Here is a 16,546-nt window from a genome sequence, read left to right as displayed (position 1 = left end):
GGCGAATAAGTCTGTCTCTGCCACCATGCATCAAAACCGCAAGTTCGCCGACCTGATCCGACCATCGCGCTCAAAGACGATATCCCAACGTCTGACACGCGCGGCGGCAAGCGTCTCAAGCATTTCTGTATCGCTCACTTGTACGCCATTCACTTGCAGAACGAGATCGCCCTGACGCCAGCCGAGCTGCTCGGCGGGGCTGCCCCGACGAACGTCCGTGATCATAACACCGTTTGATTGGTCGATCCCTAGCTCCTGGGCAACTGCAGGGGAGAGGTTGACGACCTGCAGCCCCGTGAAAGGCGAGCCGCCGTCGATCAGGCGAATGTCTCGTGGGGTGGTCTCCGGTGGGCCTTCAAGCGCGATGACAGTCTCGCGTTCCCGGCCGTTTCGCAGGTAAACCAAATCCAGAGATCCACCAATGCCGCCAAGCGAAAAACGAAAGGCAAAGGCGTCGGGATCGTTGACCGGGTTACCGCCGACCGAAACGACGATGTCACCCCTTCTCAGGCCTGCTCGATCCGCAGGTCCATTTGCTATCACATCCGCAAGCAAGACACCGCGCGGGCGTCGAAGCCCCAACCCTTCGGCTATCGCCGGTGTAACGCTTTGGACCTGAGCGCCAAGGTAGGGCCGGGTAACGAAATCTGCGCCGGAGGCGGACTGATCAAGCACAACGCGAACCATCTCCGTGGGGATGGCAAAGCCGATACCGTTTGAGCCACCGGACCGAGAGAAGATGGCTGTGTTGATACCCACCAGGTTGCCCGACAAATCAACAAGTGCGCCGCCCGAATTGCCTGGGTTGATGGCTGCGTCGGTCTGGATGAAGAACTGAAAGTCGGTCACACCAACTTGAGTGCGCGCCAGCGCCGACACGATGCCCTGGGTTACCGTCTGTCCAACGCCGAACGGATTGCCGATCGCGAGCACAACGTCACCAACCAATAGGTCATCCGAGGCGCCGATGCGGATTGAAGGCAATGTCCCATCAAGGTCCAACACTTCGAGAACTGCGAGATCGGTCCGCTCATCTCGGATAAGGACCTCAGCGGCAAATTCCCGACGATCAGCCAGAGCAACGCGAACCTCATCCGCGCCATCGATAACATGGTTGTTCGTTACGATGATGCCTGAGGGATCAACAATAACACCGGAACCCAGCGAGGACGCCATGCGCTCGCGCGGACGACGCGGCATCTGGTCGCCAAAGAACCGCCTGAAAAAGGGATCCATCGTTGCAAACGGATCGCGCAAGCGCTCGCGGCGCGTCGCAAAGACGTTAACGACCGCCGGGGCTGCCAGGTCAACCACCGGTGCGAACGAGAGCTGCAGCTGGCCCATGCTGCCAGGTGTTTGCCGGTGTACGCCCTCGTTATTGAGCCCCTCCACGATTTCCGGGCCTTGCTCGAACAGAAAGTCGAGAATGCGTCCGGGAACATCATCAGTAGCTTGGGCGTACGCCGGCACCGAAAGCAGGCTGGAAACTGCCAAGACGGCCAGTGCCGCAAGGGCCTTCACACAAGCGGAAACAGCCATGAGCAAGCGATTGGAAAATCGGAGAAATGTTCCGCTGATCATGGGCGAATCCGTTTGCTTACAAAAAAGCCCTCACTGCGGACGCTAGACAAAAAGAAGGGCAGCTCCAAGGCCGCCCTCTTTCCTATTCTCACAGGGTGCCGGGCCAAATTAGGCCGCGACTTCCTCCGCCGCTTCTTCTGCTTCAACGCGCGCGCGATCGGCCGCGCCCTTCGCTTCGACATCACGACCAACAAGCTCGATAACACCCACTGGTGCATTATCGCCAAACCTGAAGCCAGCTTTGAGGACGCGCGTATACCCACCCTGGCGATCCGAGTACCGCTCACCAAGAACACCAAACAGCTTGCGAACCGCTGCCTCGTCGCGGACCCGCGACAAAGCTTGACGACGCGCATGCAGATCGCCGCGCTTTGCCAGCGTGATGAGCTTGTCCATGATCGGCTTCATCTCTTTAGCCTTGGGCAAGGTGGTCTTGATCTGCTCATGTGTGATTAGCGACGCCGCCATGTTGGCGAACATCGCCTTGCGATGGCTTGCGGTGCGATTGAGCTTGCGGCCTGATTTACCGTGGCGCATGGCCCTTCTCCTTTATTGCGCAGCCTTCCAAGCACTTGCTTGTTCAGCCGATGCATGTTGCTCCTGCCAGGTGGTCAAACCTGGTGTTCTTCATACCGTTTGGAAAGCTCATCAATGTTCTCAGGCGGCCAATTCGGGACATCCATACCCAGATGGAGCCCCATCGACGCGAGCACTTCCTTGATCTCATTGAGCGATTTACGGCCAAAGTTCGGGGTACGGAGCATTTCCGCTTCCGTCTTTTGGATCAGGTCGCCAATGTAGACAATGTTGTCGTTCTTCAAGCAGTTTGCCGAACGGACCGAAAGCTCCAACTCGTCAACCTTCTTGAGAAGCTCTGGCGAGAATGGGAAGTCTGGCAAGTCCTCTTCGACCTGCTCTTTCTCCGGCTCTTCGAAATTGACGAAAATCTGAAGCTGGTCCTGCAGAATACGCGCCGCAAACGCGATTGCGTCTTCGGCGGTAACGGCACCGTTGGTTTCGACGTCCAGTGTCAGCTTATCGTAATCGAGAATCTGGCCCTCGCGCGTGTTCTGTACGTTGTAGGCAACGCGCTTGACTGGCGAGAAAAGCGAGTCGATCGGCACCATCCCGATCGGCGCGTCGTCTGGCCGGTTGCGCTCAGCTTCGATGTATCCCTTGCCCGTATTTACGGTGAACTCAATGCGGATTTCCGAATCCTCATCAAGCGTGCACAGCACATGTTGAGGGTTGAGGATTTCCACATCACCGACTGTCTGGATATCGCCAGCGGTTACGATACCAGGACCCTGCTTGCGCACGATCATGCGCTTGGGTCCCTCGCCTTCCATGCGCAAAGCAATCTCTTTGACGTTCAGCACGATGTCGGTAACGTCTTCGCGAACGCCTGGGATCGAGGAAAACTCGTGAAGAACGCCGTCAATCTGCATCGCGGTGACCGAAGCACCTTGGATAGATGACAGCAGGATGCGGCGCAGCGCGTTGCCCAGCGTCAAGCCGTAACCGCGCTCAAGCGGCTCAGCAACAATCTGCGCGATACGTCCGTCGTCACTTGATTTTACTTCAAGCTTGGACGGTTTAATGAGGTTCTGCCAGTTCTTGTGAATCACGTTTTAGCACCCCTTTGGGTTTGACGGTGCGCGGGTGACTGCTAGCGGGTCCGGCACGCGTCTACAGGGAAAAGGCTTCAAAGCGCTACGAGCGCTACGCGAAGCCGCAGAAACAAGTCAGCAGCGCTAAACGCGCCGACGCTTGGGCGGGCGGCACCCATTGTGCGGGATCGGTGTCACATCACGGATCGAGGTGATCGTGAAACCGGCTGCCTGCAGAGCGCGCAAAGCCGATTCGCGACCCGAGCCCGGTCCCGATACTTCGACCTCAAGCGTTTTCACGCCGTGCTCCTGCGCCTTTTTCGCGGCGTCTTCAGCTGCGACCTGCGCAGCGTAGGGCGTTGATTTGCGCGAACCCTTGAACCCCATCGTGCCGCATGATGACCAGGAAATAGCATTTCCCTGAACATCGGTGATGGTGATCATGGTGTTGTTGAAGGACGAGCGCACATGCGCAACGCCTGATGTTATGTTCTTGCGCTCACGGCGCCGAACACGGGAGGTATCTTTGGCCATTTTGGTCCTTTGTCGATCTCATAGCCAGCCGTTGCCATCGCCTTGCGAGGGGCCCAGCCGGCTCCACCGAAAACCGCGCCAGCAGGCGCGGCTCACTTACTTCTTTTTGCCTGCAATTGCTTTTGCAGGGCCTTTGCGGGTCCGAGCGTTCGTATGTGTGCGCTGACCGCGCACGGGCAGACCGCGCCGGTGACGCAATCCACGGTAGCACCCCAAATCCATCAACCGCTTCACGTTCATCGACGTTTGCCGACGAAGATCACCTTCAACGGTGTAATCACGATCAATGATCTCACGGATTTGGATTATTTCAGAATCGGACAGCTCATTAACCCGCCGCGCCTCATCGACGTTCGCTTTGGTCATGATGTCCTTGGCATTGGCAGCGCCGATGCCGTGGATGTACTGCAACGCAATGATTGCGCGCTTATTGGTCGGGATGTTTACGCCTGCAATGCGGGCCATCGATAATCTCCATGTGGGGGTCTGCGCAAAGCGCGTACCCGCGTGACTATTGAACCGCGTCCGGTGGAGGCCGGCCCTTGCGGTCACCCATTGACGAACGAATGCACAAAAGGTGCCAGCGCTGACATGTTTGGGAAGATAGGGTCGCCTATGCCCTGATCCCGCGTTTGTCAAGCGTGCCGTTTCATTTCTACGTAAGGATGCCGTCAAAGCAGCTTAAACGCTGAAACCAAACCTGGTGTCGGGCTTCTCAGCTGCCCAGCACACCGTTGATTTCGTCGGTCACGCCGTCAATCGAAAGCATGCCATCGACCGTCTTCAGATAACCCTTAGCATAGTAGTACCCAGTCAACGGCGCGGTGCTCTTGTAATAGGCACGCAGTCGCTCATCGAAGACTTCCGGCGTATCGTCTTTACGGACGGGTTGACCTGCCGCTGCTGCGTCCTCAGCACGCTTGACGATCCGGCCGACAAGCGCGCGGTCATCGACCACCAATTCAACGACCGCATCAAGCGTAAGACCCTTTTCCGCCATCATCGTCTCGACCGCATCCGCCTGAGCCAAGGTGCGCGGATAGCCATCAAGTATGAAGCCGGGGGCGCAGTCAGGCTCGGAAATCCGATCGGCAACAATCTGATTGACGATATCGTCGGATACGAGATCGCCAGCTTCCATAACGGCTTTTGCTTTCAGCCCCGTCGGTGTGCCTGCTGCGACGGCTGCTCGCAGCATGTCCCCGGTGGACAGCTGCGGTATGCCATGTCGTTCAACCAAACGTGCTGCCTGCGTTCCCTTTCCCGCCCCTGGCGGTCCAAGAAGTATAAGTCTCATCTGCGTTTCCCCCGGAGCTTCGCTTTTTTCACCAACCCCTCATACTGGTGCGCCAAGAGGTGACCTTGCACCTGTTGGACGGTGTCCATCGTCACCGTGACCGCAATGAGAAGCGATGTCCCTCCGAAATAGAAGGGAACTCCGGAGTAGGAAATCAGGAATTCGGGTATGAGACAGACGATGGTGAGGTACAACGCACCAGCAACGGTCACACGCGTTAAGACATAGTCGATATACGTCGCGGTCCGCTCGCCTGGGCGTATGCCCGGGATGAACCCGCCATGTTTGCGCAGATTGTCCGCTGTGTCGGACGGATTGAACACGATAGCCGTGTAGAAGAACGCAAAGAAAATGATCAGCGCAGCATACAGTAGCATGTAGAGCGGTTGGCCATGGCCGAGCAGCGCTGTGACGGTCGCCACCCATCCGCTGGCTGCCTGCCCTTCGCCGCCGGAAAAGCCGGCGAGCGTCGCTGGAAGCAAAAGAAGCGAAGACGCGAAAATCGGAGGGATCACGCCCGCTGTGTTCAGCTTCAGCGGCAAATGCGAGCTTTCACCCTGCGTCATCCGATTGCCGACCTGGCGCTTCGGATACTGGATCAACAGGCGGCGTTGCGCCCGTTCCACGAACACGATGAAGGCGATGACAACGATCGCGAGGATGATAATGGTCAGGATCAGGCCGGTGCTGATGGCACCTTGGCGACCCAGCTCCAGCGTCTGCGCAATGGCGCGCGGAAGTTCTGCAACGATGCCAGCAAAGATGATCAGCGAGATACCGTTGCCAACGCCGCGCGAGGTGATCTGCTCACCCAGCCACATCAGGAACATGGTGCCGCCAACCAGCGTGATGACCGTCGTCAGTCGGAAAAACCAGCCTGGGTCAGTAACGATCGTGCCCGCCGATTCAAGACCGACAGAAATGCCATAGGCCTGGACAGCCGCCAGTAACACCGTGCCATATCGGGTGTACTGGTTGATGACCTTACGGCCCGCCTCGCCCTCTTTCTTAAGCTGCTCTAGCTTCGGCGAAACGGTGGTCATCAGCTGGATGATAATCGATGCCGTGATGTACGGCATGATGCCCAGCGCAAAGACGGCCATGCGCTCGACGGCCCCGCCAGTGAACATGTTGAACAGGCCGACAACGCCCTGCGCAGCCTGATCGAACGCGTTGGCAAAGGCATCCGGGTTGATGCCGGGCATGGGGATATAGGTGCCAAGTCGATAGACCAGAAGCGCACCTAGGGTAAACCAGATGCGCTTCTTGAGCTCCTCGGCCTTGGAAAAGGCCTTAAAGGAAAAATTTGATGCTAGCTGCTCTGCTGCTGACGCCATGCGATCTCTCGTCTTGCCGGCCCCGACAGATCCGTCAAAGCCTCTTAGATAAGCGCGACCCGCATTTTAACGCGAGCCAACGCCGCGCGCTTAGCCCGCGGCTTTGTCGCCGCCCTCGGCAGCCTTTGTTTCGGCGATGTGGACCTTGCCGCCAGCTTTTTCAACCGCAGCCGTCGCACCCTTGGAGGCGCCCGCAACAGTAATGTCGACCTTAGCAGTCAATTCGCCGTTGCCAAGCAATCGAACACCGTCTTTACCCAGCTTGGTGATGACGCCGCTTGCGACGAGCGCGGTGGCATCGATCGGGGCCTTGCCATCGAGCTTACCGGCATCGAGAGCCGCTTGGATGCGCCCGACATTAACCTCGGAATAGTCCTTGGCAAAGATGTTGGTGAAGCCACGCTTAGGCAGGCGGCGATACATTGGCATCTGCCCGCCTTCGAAGCCCTTGATGGCCACACCTGAACGCGACTTCTGACCCTTCACGCCCCGGCCAGAGGTTTTACCCTTGCCGGAGCCGATGCCACGACCGACGCGCTTCTTGGCTTTAACCGCACCAGGCTTGTCTGACAGTTCGTTGAGTTTCATTTTCATTGTCTCCACTTGCGCGGAACGCTGCCATGCACGTCCGCTCGCTTTAGACGATCGCCGGTTAAGCGTCTTCGACGATCCGCACCAAGTGCTGGACCTTGTTGATCATGCCACGGACCGCTGGGGTATCTTCCAACGTTTTGCGCCGCCGCATTTTGTTCAGCCCGAGACCTTTGAGGGTCGCCCGTTGATCCGGCTGGCGCCCAATCGGGCTTCCGATCTGTTCGATCGTGATGGTTTTGCTCTCAGCCATTGTCAGCTTTTCCTTCGCTCAGACCCTTAGCCTTCGGCGGCAACAGCGTCACCGCGACGCGCCTGCAACGTAGAGACCTTCAAGCCACGGCGCGCGGCAACCGAGCGTGGGCTATCTTCTTCTCGCAGCGCATCGAATGTGGCGCGGATCATGTTGTAGGGGTTCGAGGTGCCCTGGGATTTCGCAACGATATCCTGAATACCCAGTGTCTCGAAAACGGCACGCATCGGACCGCCAGCAATGATACCAGTGCCCGGAGGCGCGGCACGCAGAAGCACCTTACCGGCGCCATGGCGGCCCTTGATGTCGTGATGCAGCGTCCGACCCTCACGCAGCGGCACGCGGATCATGGTGCGCTTTGCCGACTCGGTCGCCTTACGGATCGCTTCAGGAACCTCACGGGCCTTACCGTGACCAAAGCCGACCCGACCCTTCTGGTCGCCAACAACAACAAGGGCGGCGAAACCGAAGCGCTTACCGCCCTTAACCGTTTTTGAAACGCGATTGATGTGGACGAGCTTGTCGACGAACTCGCTTTTTTCTTCGTCGCGATCGCGATTGCGTTCACGCGGTGCCATGGGCAATTTCCTTATGTGTCTCGCAGGGGCAAATCAATCCGACAAGCCTGCTGCCAAGTGCGGCCTCAATCATTCGAGACCGGAGGGAACCATCGGGCACATGCCCAAATGGCGGTTAAAACGATAGGCCACCTTCACGGGCGGCATCGGCAAGCGCTTTCACGCGTCCATGGTATCGATAGGATCCACGGTCGAACACCACAGCATCCACGCCCGCTTCCTTAGCGCGTGACGCCACCAGTTTACCAACCTCAGCGGCGGCAGTGGCATCAGCGCCGGTCTTCAAGCTCTCGCGCATGCTCTTTTCTAGTGAGGAAGCGGCGGCGAGCGTACGACCGGCATCATCATCTATGATTTGAGCATAGATGTGCTTGCCTGAACGGTGCACTGACAGGCGAGGACGACCGTTGGCGATCTTTTTGAGTTGGCGACGAACGCGCGCGCGGCGGCGCTCAGTGGTTGTGGTTTTGGGCATTGTTCTGGCCTTTTTTGCTGACAACCCTGTGTCCCACGTTGAGCGCGGGATGCGGCCGCAGGCTTTCGACTTGGTGATCGCTCAAATGAGCTTCATGCCACCTACTTCTTCTTACCTTCCTTACGGAAAATGTACTCATCGGCATACTTGATGCCCTTACCCTTGTAGGGCTCGGGCGGCCGGAACTTGCGGATCTCCGCTGCGGCTTGACCAAGGCGCTGTTTGTCGATGCCTGACAACACGATCTCAGTCGGCTTCGGCACAGCAACGGAAACCCCGTCAGGGACGTCATAGATGACGTCATTCGAATAACCGAGCGCCAACGTCAGCTTCGACCCCTGTGCCTGCGCGCGATAGCCGACACCGTTGAGCTCAAGCTTCTTTTCGAAGCCGTCCGATACACCGACGACAATGTTGTTCACGAGCGTCCGCGACATACCCCACATCGAGCGGGACCGCTTGTCCTTGCCGCGTGGATTAACTTCAATGCCGCTGTCGCCAAGTGCAACTGTGCACTCGTCAACGACCGTGACGGATAATTCGCCCTTTGGCCCTTTGACGGAAACCGTCTGGCCATCGACGTTGGCGGTGACGCCACTGGGAAGCGCGACAGGCTTCTTTCCGATACGTGACATGTGATGTGTCCTTCTAATGAGCCGGTTTCTTCAGACGCAAAACGCTAGAAGACCTGGCACAAAACCTCGCCACCGACGTTTTCTTCGCGCGCCTGATGATCCGCCATGACACCTTTAGGCGTGGACAGAATAGATACACCCAGCCCGTTGTTGACGGTCGGAATGTTCCGCACGGATGCGTAAACGCGACGCCCGGGCTTCGAAACGCGCTCCAATCGACGGATGACCGGCGCACCATCGAAGTATTTCAATTCGATGCTGATTTCCGAGCGTCCGTCACCCAAATCGGTGCGCGAATAGCCGCGAATGTAGCCCTCATCAACCAGAACCTGCAGAACGCGCTCACGAAGTTTCGAAGCTGGCGCGACGACGGTCGTCTTGTTGCGCATGTGCGCGTTACGAATGCGTGTCAGCATGTCGCCAATTGGATCGGTCATAGCCATACCAAAGACCTCCTACCAGCTCGACTTCACAAGGCCCGGCACATCGCCGGAAAGCCCCAGTTCGCGCAATGCAACGCGTGACATGCCGAGCTTGCGATAATAGGCGCGCGGACGCCCTGTAACGTTGCAGCGATTGCGTATACGTGTCTTCGAGCCATTGCGTGGCAACTCAGCGAGCTTCAACGTCGCATTAAACCGCTCTTCAGGGCTCGCATTCTTGTCGCGTACGACAGCGTTCAGCTCAGCGCGCTTGGCGGCATACTGGTCAACCATGCGGCGGCGACGGGCATTTTTTTCGATGGCGCTTTTCTTAGCCATTGTCTGTTCGATCCTCTTTGAAAAACGCGTTAGTTGCCGCGGAACGGGAAATTGAAGTTCTTGAGCAATGCCCGCGCTTCATCATCGTTCCGTGTGGTCGTGCATATGATCACATCGAAACCCCACATCTGGTCGACCTTGTCGTAATCGATCTCGGGGAAGACGATGTGTTCTTTGATGCCCATCGCATAATTGCCGTTGCCATCAAAACTCTTGGGGTTCAGCCCACGAAAGTCACGAACACGCGGAAGGGCAATCGTCACCAGACGGTCGAGAAACTCGTACATGCGCGTCTTGCGGAGTGTGACCTTGACACCAAGCGGCATCTCTTCGCGCACCTTGAAGCCGGCGATCGAATTGCGAGCATGGGTGATCACCGCACGCTGGCCAGCAATTGCTGACAGGTCTTCGGCAGCTGTACGAACCTTCTTGCTGTCTCCAACCGCTTCGCCGACACCCATGTTCAGCACGATCTTATCGAGTGCCGGAATCTGCATAGGGTTCGCAAAGTTGAACTCTTCCTGCAGCTTCGCGCGGATCGTGTCCTCATAAAGCGTCTTCATGCGCGGGGTGTATGTCATTGCATCAGCCATCGATCGTCTCTCCCGAGCGAACCGCAACGCGGACTTTGGAGCCGTCTTTCGTCTCGAAGCGAACCCGGGTCGGCTTGCCGTCCTTCGGGTCGCGCAAAGCGATGTTCGAAATCTGAATGGGCGCTTCCTTGGATATGATACCCGCCTCTTTGCCCGGCGCTGCGCGCTGGTGCTTTTTGACGAGGTTCACACCCTGGACCAAAGCCCGATTTTCCTTCGGCAGGACCTGCAGCACTTGCCCTGATCGACCCTTGTCGCGGCCGGCAAGCACTACAACGGTATCGCCCTTCTTGATCCGTGCAGCCATCACAGCACCTCCGGTGCGAGCGAGATGATCTTCATGTGGCTCTTGCCGCGCAGCTCGCGCGGGACGGGCCCGAAGATACGAGTACCGATCGGTTCCTTGTTGTTGTTGACCAGCACGGCCGCATTGCGGTCGAAGCGGATCACCGAACCGTCGGGACGGCGGATATCCTTGGCGGTGCGCACGACAACCGCCTTCATGACATCGCCCTTTTTGACGCGACCCCGGGGAATGGCTTCCTTGACGGAGACGACGATGATGTCGCCCACGCCCGCATATTTGCGCTTGGAGCCACCCAGAACCTTGATGCACATAACACGGCGTGCACCGGAATTGTCGGCGACGTCGAGGTTCGTCTGCATCTGAATCATGGCACTAAGCCTCTCTTAAATCTCAACCTGTTCGATCAACCGTTCGACGCCATAAGCGCGCGCGATTCATCGCCCAGAACCATGAATGTCTTGGATTTGGAAAGCGGACGGCATTCTTCGATCAGAACGGTGTCACCGTTCTTGAAAGCGTTGTCCGCATCGTGTGCGTGGTACCGCTTGGTGCGGCGCACGGTCTTCTTAAGCAAAGGATGCGTAAATCGACGCTCGACGAGAACGGTAACCGTCTTGTCGGTCTTGTCGCTTACGACCGTACCTTGCAGGACGCGTTTTGGCATATCTGTCTCCTGGCCTCGCGCCGCTTACGCGGCCGCCGCTTCGCGCCGCTTGGCGTTCAGCACGGTGTTGATGCGCGCGATATCGCGGCGAACTTGCCGGAAGCGCGCTGTGTTTTCGAGTTGCCCGGTGGCGCGCTGAAAACGCAGGTTGAACTGCTCTTTCTTCAGCTTGACCAGCTCATCAACGAGCTGATCGGCCGTCATCACTTGAGCGTCTTGTGCTTTCATCGTTGCGTACTCCTGCCCTAATCGCCGATGCGCTGAACGAAACGGGTCTTCACCGGCAACTTCATTGCTGCAAGACGAAGGGCCTCACGCGCCACGTCTTCGGGCACCCCATCGATTTCAAACATGATGCGGCCAGGCTTGACCTTGGCTGCCCAATACTCGACCGAGCCCTTGCCCTTACCCATGCGAACTTCGGTCGGTTTCTTGGTCACTGGCACGTCTGGGAAGATGCGAATCCAAACGCGACCTGCACGCTTCATATGACGCGTCATGGCACGGCGAGCAGCTTCAATCTGCCGAGCCGTTACACGCTCAGGCTCCTGTGCTTTCAGGCCAAATGCGCCAAAGGTCAGCTCCGTGCCACCTTTTGCAACGCCCTTGATGCGGCCCTTATGCTGTTTGCGAAACTTTGTCCGTTTCGGCTGTAGCATCGTCTTCGTTCCTACGTTTTCGTGCCAGGTCTCCGCTGAAAACTGGTTTAAGCGGACGCACAACACGGTTTCAATTCAATCGTCTTACCAGACCGCGCCGAAGCTTAGTCCCGGCGACGCCCTCCACCGCCGCCACCGGCACTTTCCATGGCGCGCTTTTCGGACGCGAGCGGATCATGCTCCATGATCTCGCCCTTATAGATCCAGACTTTGATGCCGATGATCCCGTAAGCCGTTTTTGCTTCCGCCGTCCCGTAGTCGACATCAGCCCGCAATGTGTGCAGCGGCACCTGGCCTTCGCGATACCACTCGGTCCGCGCAATCTCTGCACCACCCAAGCGACCGCCGGAGTTGATGCGGATGCCCAGGGCACCAGCCTTCATCGCGTTCTGCACAGCGCGTTTCATCGCTCGCCGGAAGGCAACACGACGTTCCAACTGTGACGCGATCGACTGAGCAACGAGGGTTGCGTTTGTATCGGGCTTGCGCACCTCAACAATGTTCAGATGTACCTCTGAATCCGTCATCTTCGATACGACGCGGCGCAAACGCTCGATATTCTCACCCTTCGGACCAATGATGAAACCGGGCCGAGCGGTGTGAATTGAGATACGGCACTTTTTCAGTGGGCGTTCGATAACGATCTTCGAAATTGCAGGGTCAGCACCGCCGCGGCGATCCTCCTTGCCACCCTTCTTGACCAGCTTTGGCAACTCCTCGGAAATGAACCGGCGGATCTTGAGGTCTTCATGCAGCAAGCGCGCATAATCATTGTCTGCAAACCAGCGGGAGTTCCAGGTCTGGTTGATACCCAGACGCAGGCCGGTCGGATTGACTTTCTGGCCCATCAGGCGGCCTCCTCAACTTCGCGGACGATGATCGTCAAATTGGAAAAAGGCTTGTGAATACGTCCCACACGGCCCCGCGCCCTGGGTTGCCAACGCTTCATCACCAAAGCCTTGCCGACATACGCCTGCGCGACAATCAAACTGTCAACGTCAAGGTCATGATTGTTTTCGGCGTTAGCGATGGCCGACTCCAATGCCTTCTTGACGTCCACGGCGATCCGCTTGCGGGAAAAAGTCAGGTCGGCCAGAGCCTTTTCAACCTTCTTTCCGCGGATCATGGATGCAACCAAATTGAGTTTCTGCGGACTTACACGCAGGCGGCGTGCAACCGCCTGGGCCTCATTATCGGCAAGCGCCCGTTCACGAGATGCTTTGCCCATCGTTACTTCCTCTTCGCCTTCTTATCGGCAGCGTGGCCATAATAGGTTCGTGTCGGGGCAAACTCGCCAAACTTGTGCCCGATCATGTCTTCAGAGATCGACACCGGGATATGCTTCTGGCCGTTGTAAACCCCAAAAGTCAGGCCGACGAACTGCGGCAGGATCGTTGAGCGGCGCGACCAGACTTTGATCACGTCATTACGACCGCTTTCGCGCGCCTTATCAGCCTTCTTCAAGATGTACCCGTCTACAAACGGGCCCTTCCAAACCGAACGTGCCACGTTGGTCTCCGTTATTTCTTGCGCTGATGGCGCGAGCGAATGATGAATTTGTCGGTCGACTTGTTCGACCGGGTCCGTTTGCCCTTGGTGGGTTTACCCCAAGGTGTCACCGGGTGACGACCGCCTGAGGTCCGGCCTTCGCCACCACCATGGGGGTGATCAACCGGGTTCATAACAACACCGCGAACCGATGGGCGACGACCCAGCCAGCGCGAACGGCCAGCCTTACCGAGGTTGGTGTTCATGTGATCGGGGTTAGACACGGCGCCGACCGACGCGAAGCACTGGCCATGGATCAGGCGCTGCTCCCCGGACTGGAGCCGAACAATCGCATAGGCACCGTCACGACCAACGAGCTGCGCATAGGCTCCCGCCGACCGCGCGATCTGCCCACCCTTGCCAATCTTCATCTCAACATTGTGAATGATGGTGCCAACCGGCATAGAGGCCAGCGGCATTGCGTTGCCCGGCTTCACATCAACCTTGTTGCCCGCGACGACAGTGTCACCCTCTTTGAGACGCTGCGGCGCCAAAATGTAAGCAAGGTCGCCATCGCTGTATTTCAAAAGCGCGATGAATGCGGTGCGGTTGGGATCGTATTCCAGGCGCTCAACAGTCGCAGGTACGTCGAGCTTTGCGCGGCGCTTGAAGTCAATGATGCGATAGGTGCGTTTCACACCACCACCGCGCCGACGAACCGTAATCCGGCCCGTGTTGTTCCGGCCGCCCTTGGAGGTGAGACCCTCGGTTAGCGTCTTGACCGGCTTACCTTTATGGAGCGCCGATCGATCAACCGTTACCAGTTGTCGGCGGCCCGGCGAAGTTGGATTGAACGTCTTCAAAGCCATTGTATTGGTTCCCTGCCCCGCGCCTTAGAGACCAGTTGTAACGTCGATGGATTCACCATCCGCAAGCGTCACAATGGCCTTCTTTTGGTCGGACTGCTTACCGATGACGCCGCGAAAGCGCTTCACTTTACCTTTGCGCACCAGCGTATTCACCGCCTTCACCTTGACTGAGAACAACGCTTCAACCGCTTGCTTGATCTCGGTCTTGGTCGCGGTAGGTGCCACATTGAACATGACCTGGCCGTCTTCGGAGGCCATGGTCGATTTTTCCGTGATCACCGGCGAGACGATCACATCATAGAGTTTAGGGTTGGTGCTCATTGAAAGCGCGCCTCCAACGCCTCAACCGCATCCTTGGACAGGACGAGAGTGTTGCGGCGCAAAATATCGTAAACATTGATGCCCTGGACCGGCAGCACATCCACGTTTGGGATGTTGCGAGCCGCCTTGGCGAAGTTGTCATTTACCGACGCACCATCGATGAAGAGCGCATTGGTCAGCCCGCGAGCGCTCAACGCCGTCGCGACAGCTTTCGTCTTGGCCTCGACACCGTCAAAGCTGTCAATGACCACCAGGCTTTCACTCTTCAGCTTTGCCGAAAGGGCATGCTTGAGCGCGAGCGAACGCACCTTCTTCGGCAAATCGATGGCGTGACTACGAACCACCGGTCCGTGAGCCTTGCCACCACCGATGAATGAGCCGACGCGGCGCGAACCGTGACGGGCACGACCGCCGCCCTTCTGCTTGCCGAACTTCGCACCTGTGCGGGAAATCTCAGCGCGCTGCTTGGTTTTGTGGGTACCGGCCTGCCGCTTGGCGAGCTGGTAACGAACCATGCGCTGAAGAATATCAGCGCGCGGCTCGAGCCCGAACACATCATCCGACACAGCCAATTTACCAGCTGATTTGCCGTCAAATTTCGTGACACTCAGGTCCATCAGGCCGTCTCCTCAACTTGGGTAGCGGTTTCGGCCGCAGCTGCTGCGCGGAAAGCGCCTGGCATCGGGACACCATCTGGAAGAGACTTCTTGACAGCATCGCGTACCATGACCCAGCCGCCCTTGGAGCCTGGCACCGAACCCTCAATCATGATGAGGCCACGTTCAACGTCGGTCTTGACCACCTTGAGGTTCTGCGTCGTGACGCGCTCATTGCCCATCTGGCCGGCCATCTTCTTACCCTTGAAGACCTTTCCAGGATCCTGGCACTGACCGGTCGAGCCATGCGCACGGTGGGAAATCGAGACACCGTGCGAAGCGCGCAGGCCACCAAAATTGTGGCGCTTCATTGCGCCAGCGAAGCCCTTACCAATCGATGTTCCGGAAACATCGACAAACTGGCCCGCAACAAAATGGTCCGCGGTGAATTCTGCGCCGACATCCACGAGATTGTCTTCGGAAACCCGAAACTCCGCGAGCTTCCGCTTCGGCTCTACATTGGCTTTCGCAAACGCTCCGCGGTCTGCCTTATTCGTGTTTTTCACCTTGGCCAGACCGGCGCCAAGCTGCACGGCCGTGTAGCCGTTCTTTTCCATGGTCCGTTGACCAACAACCTGACAGTTGTCGATTTTCAGCACGGTGACGGGAATATGTCGCCCATCCTCGGCGAAAATCCGGGTCATTCCGACCTTCTGTGCAATAAGTCCTGACCGCATGGGTCCTGTCCTTGTTGTGAGCATCCAAACGGATGCAATGTGTTCTTAGAGCAAACGGGGGCGCATTAACCGCCCAGCTTGATCTCCACGTCTACGCCAGCCGAAAGATCGAGTTTCATCAGCGCGTCGACCGTTTGCGGAGACGGGTCAATGATATCGAGCAGGCGCTTATGCGTCCGGATCTCGAACTGTTCGCGGCTCTTCTTGTCGATATGCGGCGAGCGGTTCACTGTGAACTTTTCGATCCGCGTCGGCAGTGGGATCGGTCCGCGCACTTGCGCACCGGTCCGCTTAGCAGTGGACACGATTTCAACCGTCGATGAATCGAGCACACGGTGGTCGAATGCCTTAAGCCGGATACGTATGTTCGTGCTTTGCATTGTATCTTGTCTTTCAAGAGCCACGGCTCACAAAGGAGGGACTGTAACCCACCTCATGAAACCTTCTTTCCGAAGCAGCAGCGCCATCTTCACCCGCTGCGGGCCCGCGACCGGCATGTGCCGGCCGCCCGCCAGTTTTGTTTACAATCAATCGGTAATTTTGGAGACGACGCCTGCGCCGACGGTGCGGCCGCCTTCGCGGATAGCGAAGCGCAGCTTCTCTTCCATCGCGATCGGCACGATCAGCTCGACATTGATCTCAACATTATCGCCCGGCATC

Annotated in this window: 29 protein-coding genes; all 29 read right to left on the bottom strand. The window is 57.7% G+C overall.

Annotated elements, in window-relative coordinates; translation table 11 throughout:
* Positions 1–30 precede the first annotated feature (30 nt).
* Positions 31–1,581: a Do family serine endopeptidase gene (locus AAF739_12530; GenBank protein ID MEM6383494.1), complete on the bottom strand. Its 1,551-nt coding sequence runs from the start codon at positions 1,579–1,581 to the stop codon at positions 31–33.
* A 108-nt stretch (positions 1,582–1,689) separates the two neighbouring features.
* A complete protein-coding gene (gene rplQ, locus AAF739_12525; GenBank protein MEM6383493.1) occupies positions 1,690–2,118 on the bottom strand; it encodes a 50S ribosomal protein L17 in 429 nt (142 codons plus the stop codon).
* Between the two features lie 74 nt (positions 2,119–2,192).
* Positions 2,193–3,209 carry a DNA-directed RNA polymerase subunit alpha gene (locus tag AAF739_12520; protein ID MEM6383492.1) on the bottom strand — a complete coding sequence of 339 codons (1,017 nt, stop codon included), beginning with the start codon at positions 3,207–3,209 and terminating at the stop codon, positions 2,193–2,195.
* Positions 3,210–3,335: 126 nt separating this feature from the next.
* Positions 3,336–3,725: a 30S ribosomal protein S11 gene (rpsK, locus tag AAF739_12515; GenBank protein ID MEM6383491.1), complete on the bottom strand. Its 390-nt coding sequence runs from the start codon at positions 3,723–3,725 to the stop codon at positions 3,336–3,338.
* 96 nt (positions 3,726–3,821) lie between these two features.
* Positions 3,822–4,190, bottom strand: coding sequence for a 30S ribosomal protein S13 (gene rpsM / locus AAF739_12510; GenBank protein MEM6383490.1), 369 nt, complete (start codon positions 4,188–4,190; stop codon positions 3,822–3,824).
* A 250-nt stretch (positions 4,191–4,440) separates the two neighbouring features.
* Positions 4,441–5,022 carry an adenylate kinase gene (locus tag AAF739_12505; protein ID MEM6383489.1) on the bottom strand — a complete coding sequence of 194 codons (582 nt, stop codon included), beginning with the start codon at positions 5,020–5,022 and terminating at the stop codon, positions 4,441–4,443.
* Positions 5,019–6,359 carry a preprotein translocase subunit SecY gene (secY, locus tag AAF739_12500; GenBank protein MEM6383488.1) on the bottom strand — a complete coding sequence of 447 codons (1,341 nt, stop codon included), beginning with the start codon at positions 6,357–6,359 and terminating at the stop codon, positions 5,019–5,021. The genes AAF739_12505 and secY overlap by 4 nt, the downstream gene beginning before the upstream one ends.
* Positions 6,360–6,449: 90 nt before the next feature.
* Entirely contained in the window at positions 6,450–6,947 is a 498-nt protein-coding gene (rplO, locus tag AAF739_12495) for a 50S ribosomal protein L15 (protein MEM6383487.1), read from the bottom strand.
* Between the two features lie 64 nt (positions 6,948–7,011).
* Entirely contained in the window at positions 7,012–7,203 is a 192-nt protein-coding gene (gene rpmD / locus AAF739_12490; GenBank protein ID MEM6383486.1) for a 50S ribosomal protein L30, read from the bottom strand.
* Positions 7,204–7,229: 26 nt separating this feature from the next.
* Positions 7,230–7,781 (bottom strand): 30S ribosomal protein S5, encoded by a 552-nt coding sequence (gene rpsE, locus AAF739_12485; protein ID MEM6383485.1) that lies wholly within the window; start codon positions 7,779–7,781, stop codon positions 7,230–7,232.
* A gap of 115 nt (positions 7,782–7,896) precedes the next feature.
* The gene (gene rplR, locus AAF739_12480; protein MEM6383484.1) at positions 7,897–8,256 is read right to left on the bottom strand and encodes a 50S ribosomal protein L18; all 360 of its coding nucleotides are present in this window, start codon (positions 8,254–8,256) and stop codon (positions 7,897–7,899) included.
* Between the two features lie 101 nt (positions 8,257–8,357).
* Positions 8,358–8,891 carry a 50S ribosomal protein L6 gene (rplF, locus tag AAF739_12475; protein MEM6383483.1) on the bottom strand — a complete coding sequence of 178 codons (534 nt, stop codon included), beginning with the start codon at positions 8,889–8,891 and terminating at the stop codon, positions 8,358–8,360.
* Between the two features lie 44 nt (positions 8,892–8,935).
* Positions 8,936–9,334: a 30S ribosomal protein S8 gene (gene rpsH, locus AAF739_12470; protein ID MEM6383482.1), complete on the bottom strand. Its 399-nt coding sequence runs from the start codon at positions 9,332–9,334 to the stop codon at positions 8,936–8,938.
* 12 nt (positions 9,335–9,346) lie between these two features.
* Positions 9,347–9,652: a 30S ribosomal protein S14 gene (gene rpsN, locus AAF739_12465; GenBank protein ID MEM6383481.1), complete on the bottom strand. Its 306-nt coding sequence runs from the start codon at positions 9,650–9,652 to the stop codon at positions 9,347–9,349.
* Positions 9,653–9,681: 29 nt separating this feature from the next.
* Complete coding sequence (gene rplE, locus AAF739_12460; protein MEM6383480.1) at positions 9,682–10,245, bottom strand: 50S ribosomal protein L5; 564 nt, start codon at positions 10,243–10,245, stop codon at positions 9,682–9,684.
* A complete protein-coding gene (gene rplX, locus AAF739_12455) occupies positions 10,238–10,552 on the bottom strand; it encodes a 50S ribosomal protein L24 (GenBank protein ID MEM6383479.1) in 315 nt (104 codons plus the stop codon). The genes rplE and rplX overlap by 8 nt, the downstream gene beginning before the upstream one ends.
* Complete coding sequence (rplN, locus tag AAF739_12450) at positions 10,552–10,920, bottom strand: 50S ribosomal protein L14 (protein MEM6383478.1); 369 nt, start codon at positions 10,918–10,920, stop codon at positions 10,552–10,554. Before rplN ends, rplX begins: the two co-directional genes overlap by 1 nt.
* A gap of 35 nt (positions 10,921–10,955) precedes the next feature.
* The gene (rpsQ, locus tag AAF739_12445) at positions 10,956–11,216 is read right to left on the bottom strand and encodes a 30S ribosomal protein S17 (protein MEM6383477.1); all 261 of its coding nucleotides are present in this window, start codon (positions 11,214–11,216) and stop codon (positions 10,956–10,958) included.
* Positions 11,217–11,240: 24 nt separating this feature from the next.
* Entirely contained in the window at positions 11,241–11,444 is a 204-nt protein-coding gene (gene rpmC, locus AAF739_12440; protein MEM6383476.1) for a 50S ribosomal protein L29, read from the bottom strand.
* A 17-nt stretch (positions 11,445–11,461) separates the two neighbouring features.
* Positions 11,462–11,875, bottom strand: coding sequence for a 50S ribosomal protein L16 (gene rplP, locus AAF739_12435; GenBank protein ID MEM6383475.1), 414 nt, complete (start codon positions 11,873–11,875; stop codon positions 11,462–11,464).
* 104 nt (positions 11,876–11,979) lie between these two features.
* Positions 11,980–12,723 (bottom strand): 30S ribosomal protein S3, encoded by a 744-nt coding sequence (gene rpsC / locus AAF739_12430; protein MEM6383474.1) that lies wholly within the window; start codon positions 12,721–12,723, stop codon positions 11,980–11,982.
* Positions 12,723–13,103, bottom strand: a complete 381-nt coding sequence (rplV, locus tag AAF739_12425) for a 50S ribosomal protein L22 (protein MEM6383473.1) — start codon at positions 13,101–13,103, stop codon at positions 12,723–12,725. The genes rpsC and rplV overlap by 1 nt, the downstream gene beginning before the upstream one ends.
* A 2-nt stretch (positions 13,104–13,105) precedes the next feature.
* Positions 13,106–13,384, bottom strand: a complete 279-nt coding sequence (gene rpsS, locus AAF739_12420) for a 30S ribosomal protein S19 (protein ID MEM6383472.1) — start codon at positions 13,382–13,384, stop codon at positions 13,106–13,108.
* Positions 13,385–13,395: 11 nt separating this feature from the next.
* A complete protein-coding gene (rplB, locus tag AAF739_12415; GenBank protein ID MEM6383471.1) occupies positions 13,396–14,232 on the bottom strand; it encodes a 50S ribosomal protein L2 in 837 nt (278 codons plus the stop codon).
* Between the two features lie 24 nt (positions 14,233–14,256).
* Positions 14,257–14,553 carry a 50S ribosomal protein L23 gene (locus AAF739_12410; GenBank protein MEM6383470.1) on the bottom strand — a complete coding sequence of 99 codons (297 nt, stop codon included), beginning with the start codon at positions 14,551–14,553 and terminating at the stop codon, positions 14,257–14,259.
* Positions 14,550–15,170, bottom strand: coding sequence for a 50S ribosomal protein L4 (gene rplD, locus AAF739_12405; protein MEM6383469.1), 621 nt, complete (start codon positions 15,168–15,170; stop codon positions 14,550–14,552). Before rplD ends, AAF739_12410 begins: the two co-directional genes overlap by 4 nt.
* Positions 15,170–15,886 (bottom strand): 50S ribosomal protein L3, encoded by a 717-nt coding sequence (rplC, locus tag AAF739_12400; protein MEM6383468.1) that lies wholly within the window; start codon positions 15,884–15,886, stop codon positions 15,170–15,172. The genes rplD and rplC overlap by 1 nt, the downstream gene beginning before the upstream one ends.
* Positions 15,887–15,951: 65 nt before the next feature.
* Positions 15,952–16,266 carry a 30S ribosomal protein S10 gene (gene rpsJ / locus AAF739_12395; GenBank protein ID MEM6383467.1) on the bottom strand — a complete coding sequence of 105 codons (315 nt, stop codon included), beginning with the start codon at positions 16,264–16,266 and terminating at the stop codon, positions 15,952–15,954.
* 147 nt (positions 16,267–16,413) lie between these two features.
* Positions 16,414–16,546, bottom strand: a 133-nt coding sequence (tuf, locus tag AAF739_12390; GenBank protein MEM6383466.1) for an elongation factor Tu, incomplete at its 5' end; no start/stop codon positions are given.

It is taken from the genome of Pseudomonadota bacterium, from assembly GCA_039024915.1.
Classification (GTDB): Bacteria; Pseudomonadota; Alphaproteobacteria; order Rhizobiales; family MH13; genus MH13.
Note: the sequence above shows the minus strand (reverse complement) of the source record. Positions and strands in the feature narration are given on the sequence as shown.

Excerpts from the sequence above, each read along its gene's own strand:
- rplN (MEM6383478.1), bottom strand. The coding sequence starts at position 10,920 with ATGATTCAGATGCAGACGAACCTCGACGTCGCCGACAATTCCGGTGCA.
- rplX (MEM6383479.1), bottom strand. The coding sequence starts at position 10,552 with ATGGCTGCACGGATCAAGAAGGGCGATACCGTTGTAGTGCTTGCCGGC.
- rplE (MEM6383480.1), bottom strand. The coding sequence starts at position 10,245 with ATGGCTGATGCAATGACATACACCCCGCGCATGAAGACGCTTTATGAG.
- rplF (MEM6383483.1), bottom strand. The coding sequence starts at position 8,891 with ATGTCACGTATCGGAAAGAAGCCTGTCGCGCTTCCCAGTGGCGTCACC.
- rpmC (MEM6383476.1), bottom strand. The coding sequence starts at position 11,444 with ATGAAAGCACAAGACGCTCAAGTGATGACGGCCGATCAGCTCGTTGAT.
- rpsE (MEM6383485.1), bottom strand. The coding sequence starts at position 7,781 with ATGGCACCGCGTGAACGCAATCGCGATCGCGACGAAGAAAAAAGCGAG.
- AAF739_12410 (MEM6383470.1), bottom strand. The coding sequence starts at position 14,553 with ATGAGCACCAACCCTAAACTCTATGATGTGATCGTCTCGCCGGTGATC.
- rpsC (MEM6383474.1), bottom strand. The coding sequence starts at position 12,723 with ATGGGCCAGAAAGTCAATCCGACCGGCCTGCGTCTGGGTATCAACCAG.
- rplR (MEM6383484.1), bottom strand. The coding sequence starts at position 8,256 with ATGCCCAAAACCACAACCACTGAGCGCCGCCGCGCGCGCGTTCGTCGC.
- rpsH (MEM6383482.1), bottom strand. The coding sequence starts at position 9,334 with ATGGCTATGACCGATCCAATTGGCGACATGCTGACACGCATTCGTAAC.
- rplV (MEM6383473.1), bottom strand. The coding sequence starts at position 13,103 with ATGGGCAAAGCATCTCGTGAACGGGCGCTTGCCGATAATGAGGCCCAG.
- rplQ (MEM6383493.1), bottom strand. The coding sequence starts at position 2,118 with ATGCGCCACGGTAAATCAGGCCGCAAGCTCAATCGCACCGCAAGCCAT.
- rplO (MEM6383487.1), bottom strand. The coding sequence starts at position 6,947 with ATGAAACTCAACGAACTGTCAGACAAGCCTGGTGCGGTTAAAGCCAAG.
- rplP (MEM6383475.1), bottom strand. The coding sequence starts at position 11,875 with ATGCTACAGCCGAAACGGACAAAGTTTCGCAAACAGCATAAGGGCCGC.
- rplB (MEM6383471.1), bottom strand. The coding sequence starts at position 14,232 with ATGGCTTTGAAGACGTTCAATCCAACTTCGCCGGGCCGCCGACAACTG.
- rpsK (MEM6383491.1), bottom strand. The coding sequence starts at position 3,725 with ATGGCCAAAGATACCTCCCGTGTTCGGCGCCGTGAGCGCAAGAACATA.
- rplD (MEM6383469.1), bottom strand. The coding sequence starts at position 15,170 with ATGGACCTGAGTGTCACGAAATTTGACGGCAAATCAGCTGGTAAATTG.
- AAF739_12505 (MEM6383489.1), bottom strand. The coding sequence starts at position 5,022 with ATGAGACTTATACTTCTTGGACCGCCAGGGGCGGGAAAGGGAACGCAG.
- rpsQ (MEM6383477.1), bottom strand. The coding sequence starts at position 11,216 with ATGCCAAAACGCGTCCTGCAAGGTACGGTCGTAAGCGACAAGACCGAC.
- rpsM (MEM6383490.1), bottom strand. The coding sequence starts at position 4,190 with ATGGCCCGCATTGCAGGCGTAAACATCCCGACCAATAAGCGCGCAATC.
- rpsN (MEM6383481.1), bottom strand. The coding sequence starts at position 9,652 with ATGGCTAAGAAAAGCGCCATCGAAAAAAATGCCCGTCGCCGCCGCATG.
- AAF739_12530 (MEM6383494.1), bottom strand. The coding sequence starts at position 1,581 with ATGATCAGCGGAACATTTCTCCGATTTTCCAATCGCTTGCTCATGGCT.
- rpmD (MEM6383486.1), bottom strand. The coding sequence starts at position 7,203 with ATGGCTGAGAGCAAAACCATCACGATCGAACAGATCGGAAGCCCGATT.
- rplC (MEM6383468.1), bottom strand. The coding sequence starts at position 15,886 with ATGCGGTCAGGACTTATTGCACAGAAGGTCGGAATGACCCGGATTTTC.
- rpsJ (MEM6383467.1), bottom strand. The coding sequence starts at position 16,266 with ATGCAAAGCACGAACATACGTATCCGGCTTAAGGCATTCGACCACCGT.
- secY (MEM6383488.1), bottom strand. The coding sequence starts at position 6,359 with ATGGCGTCAGCAGCAGAGCAGCTAGCATCAAATTTTTCCTTTAAGGCC.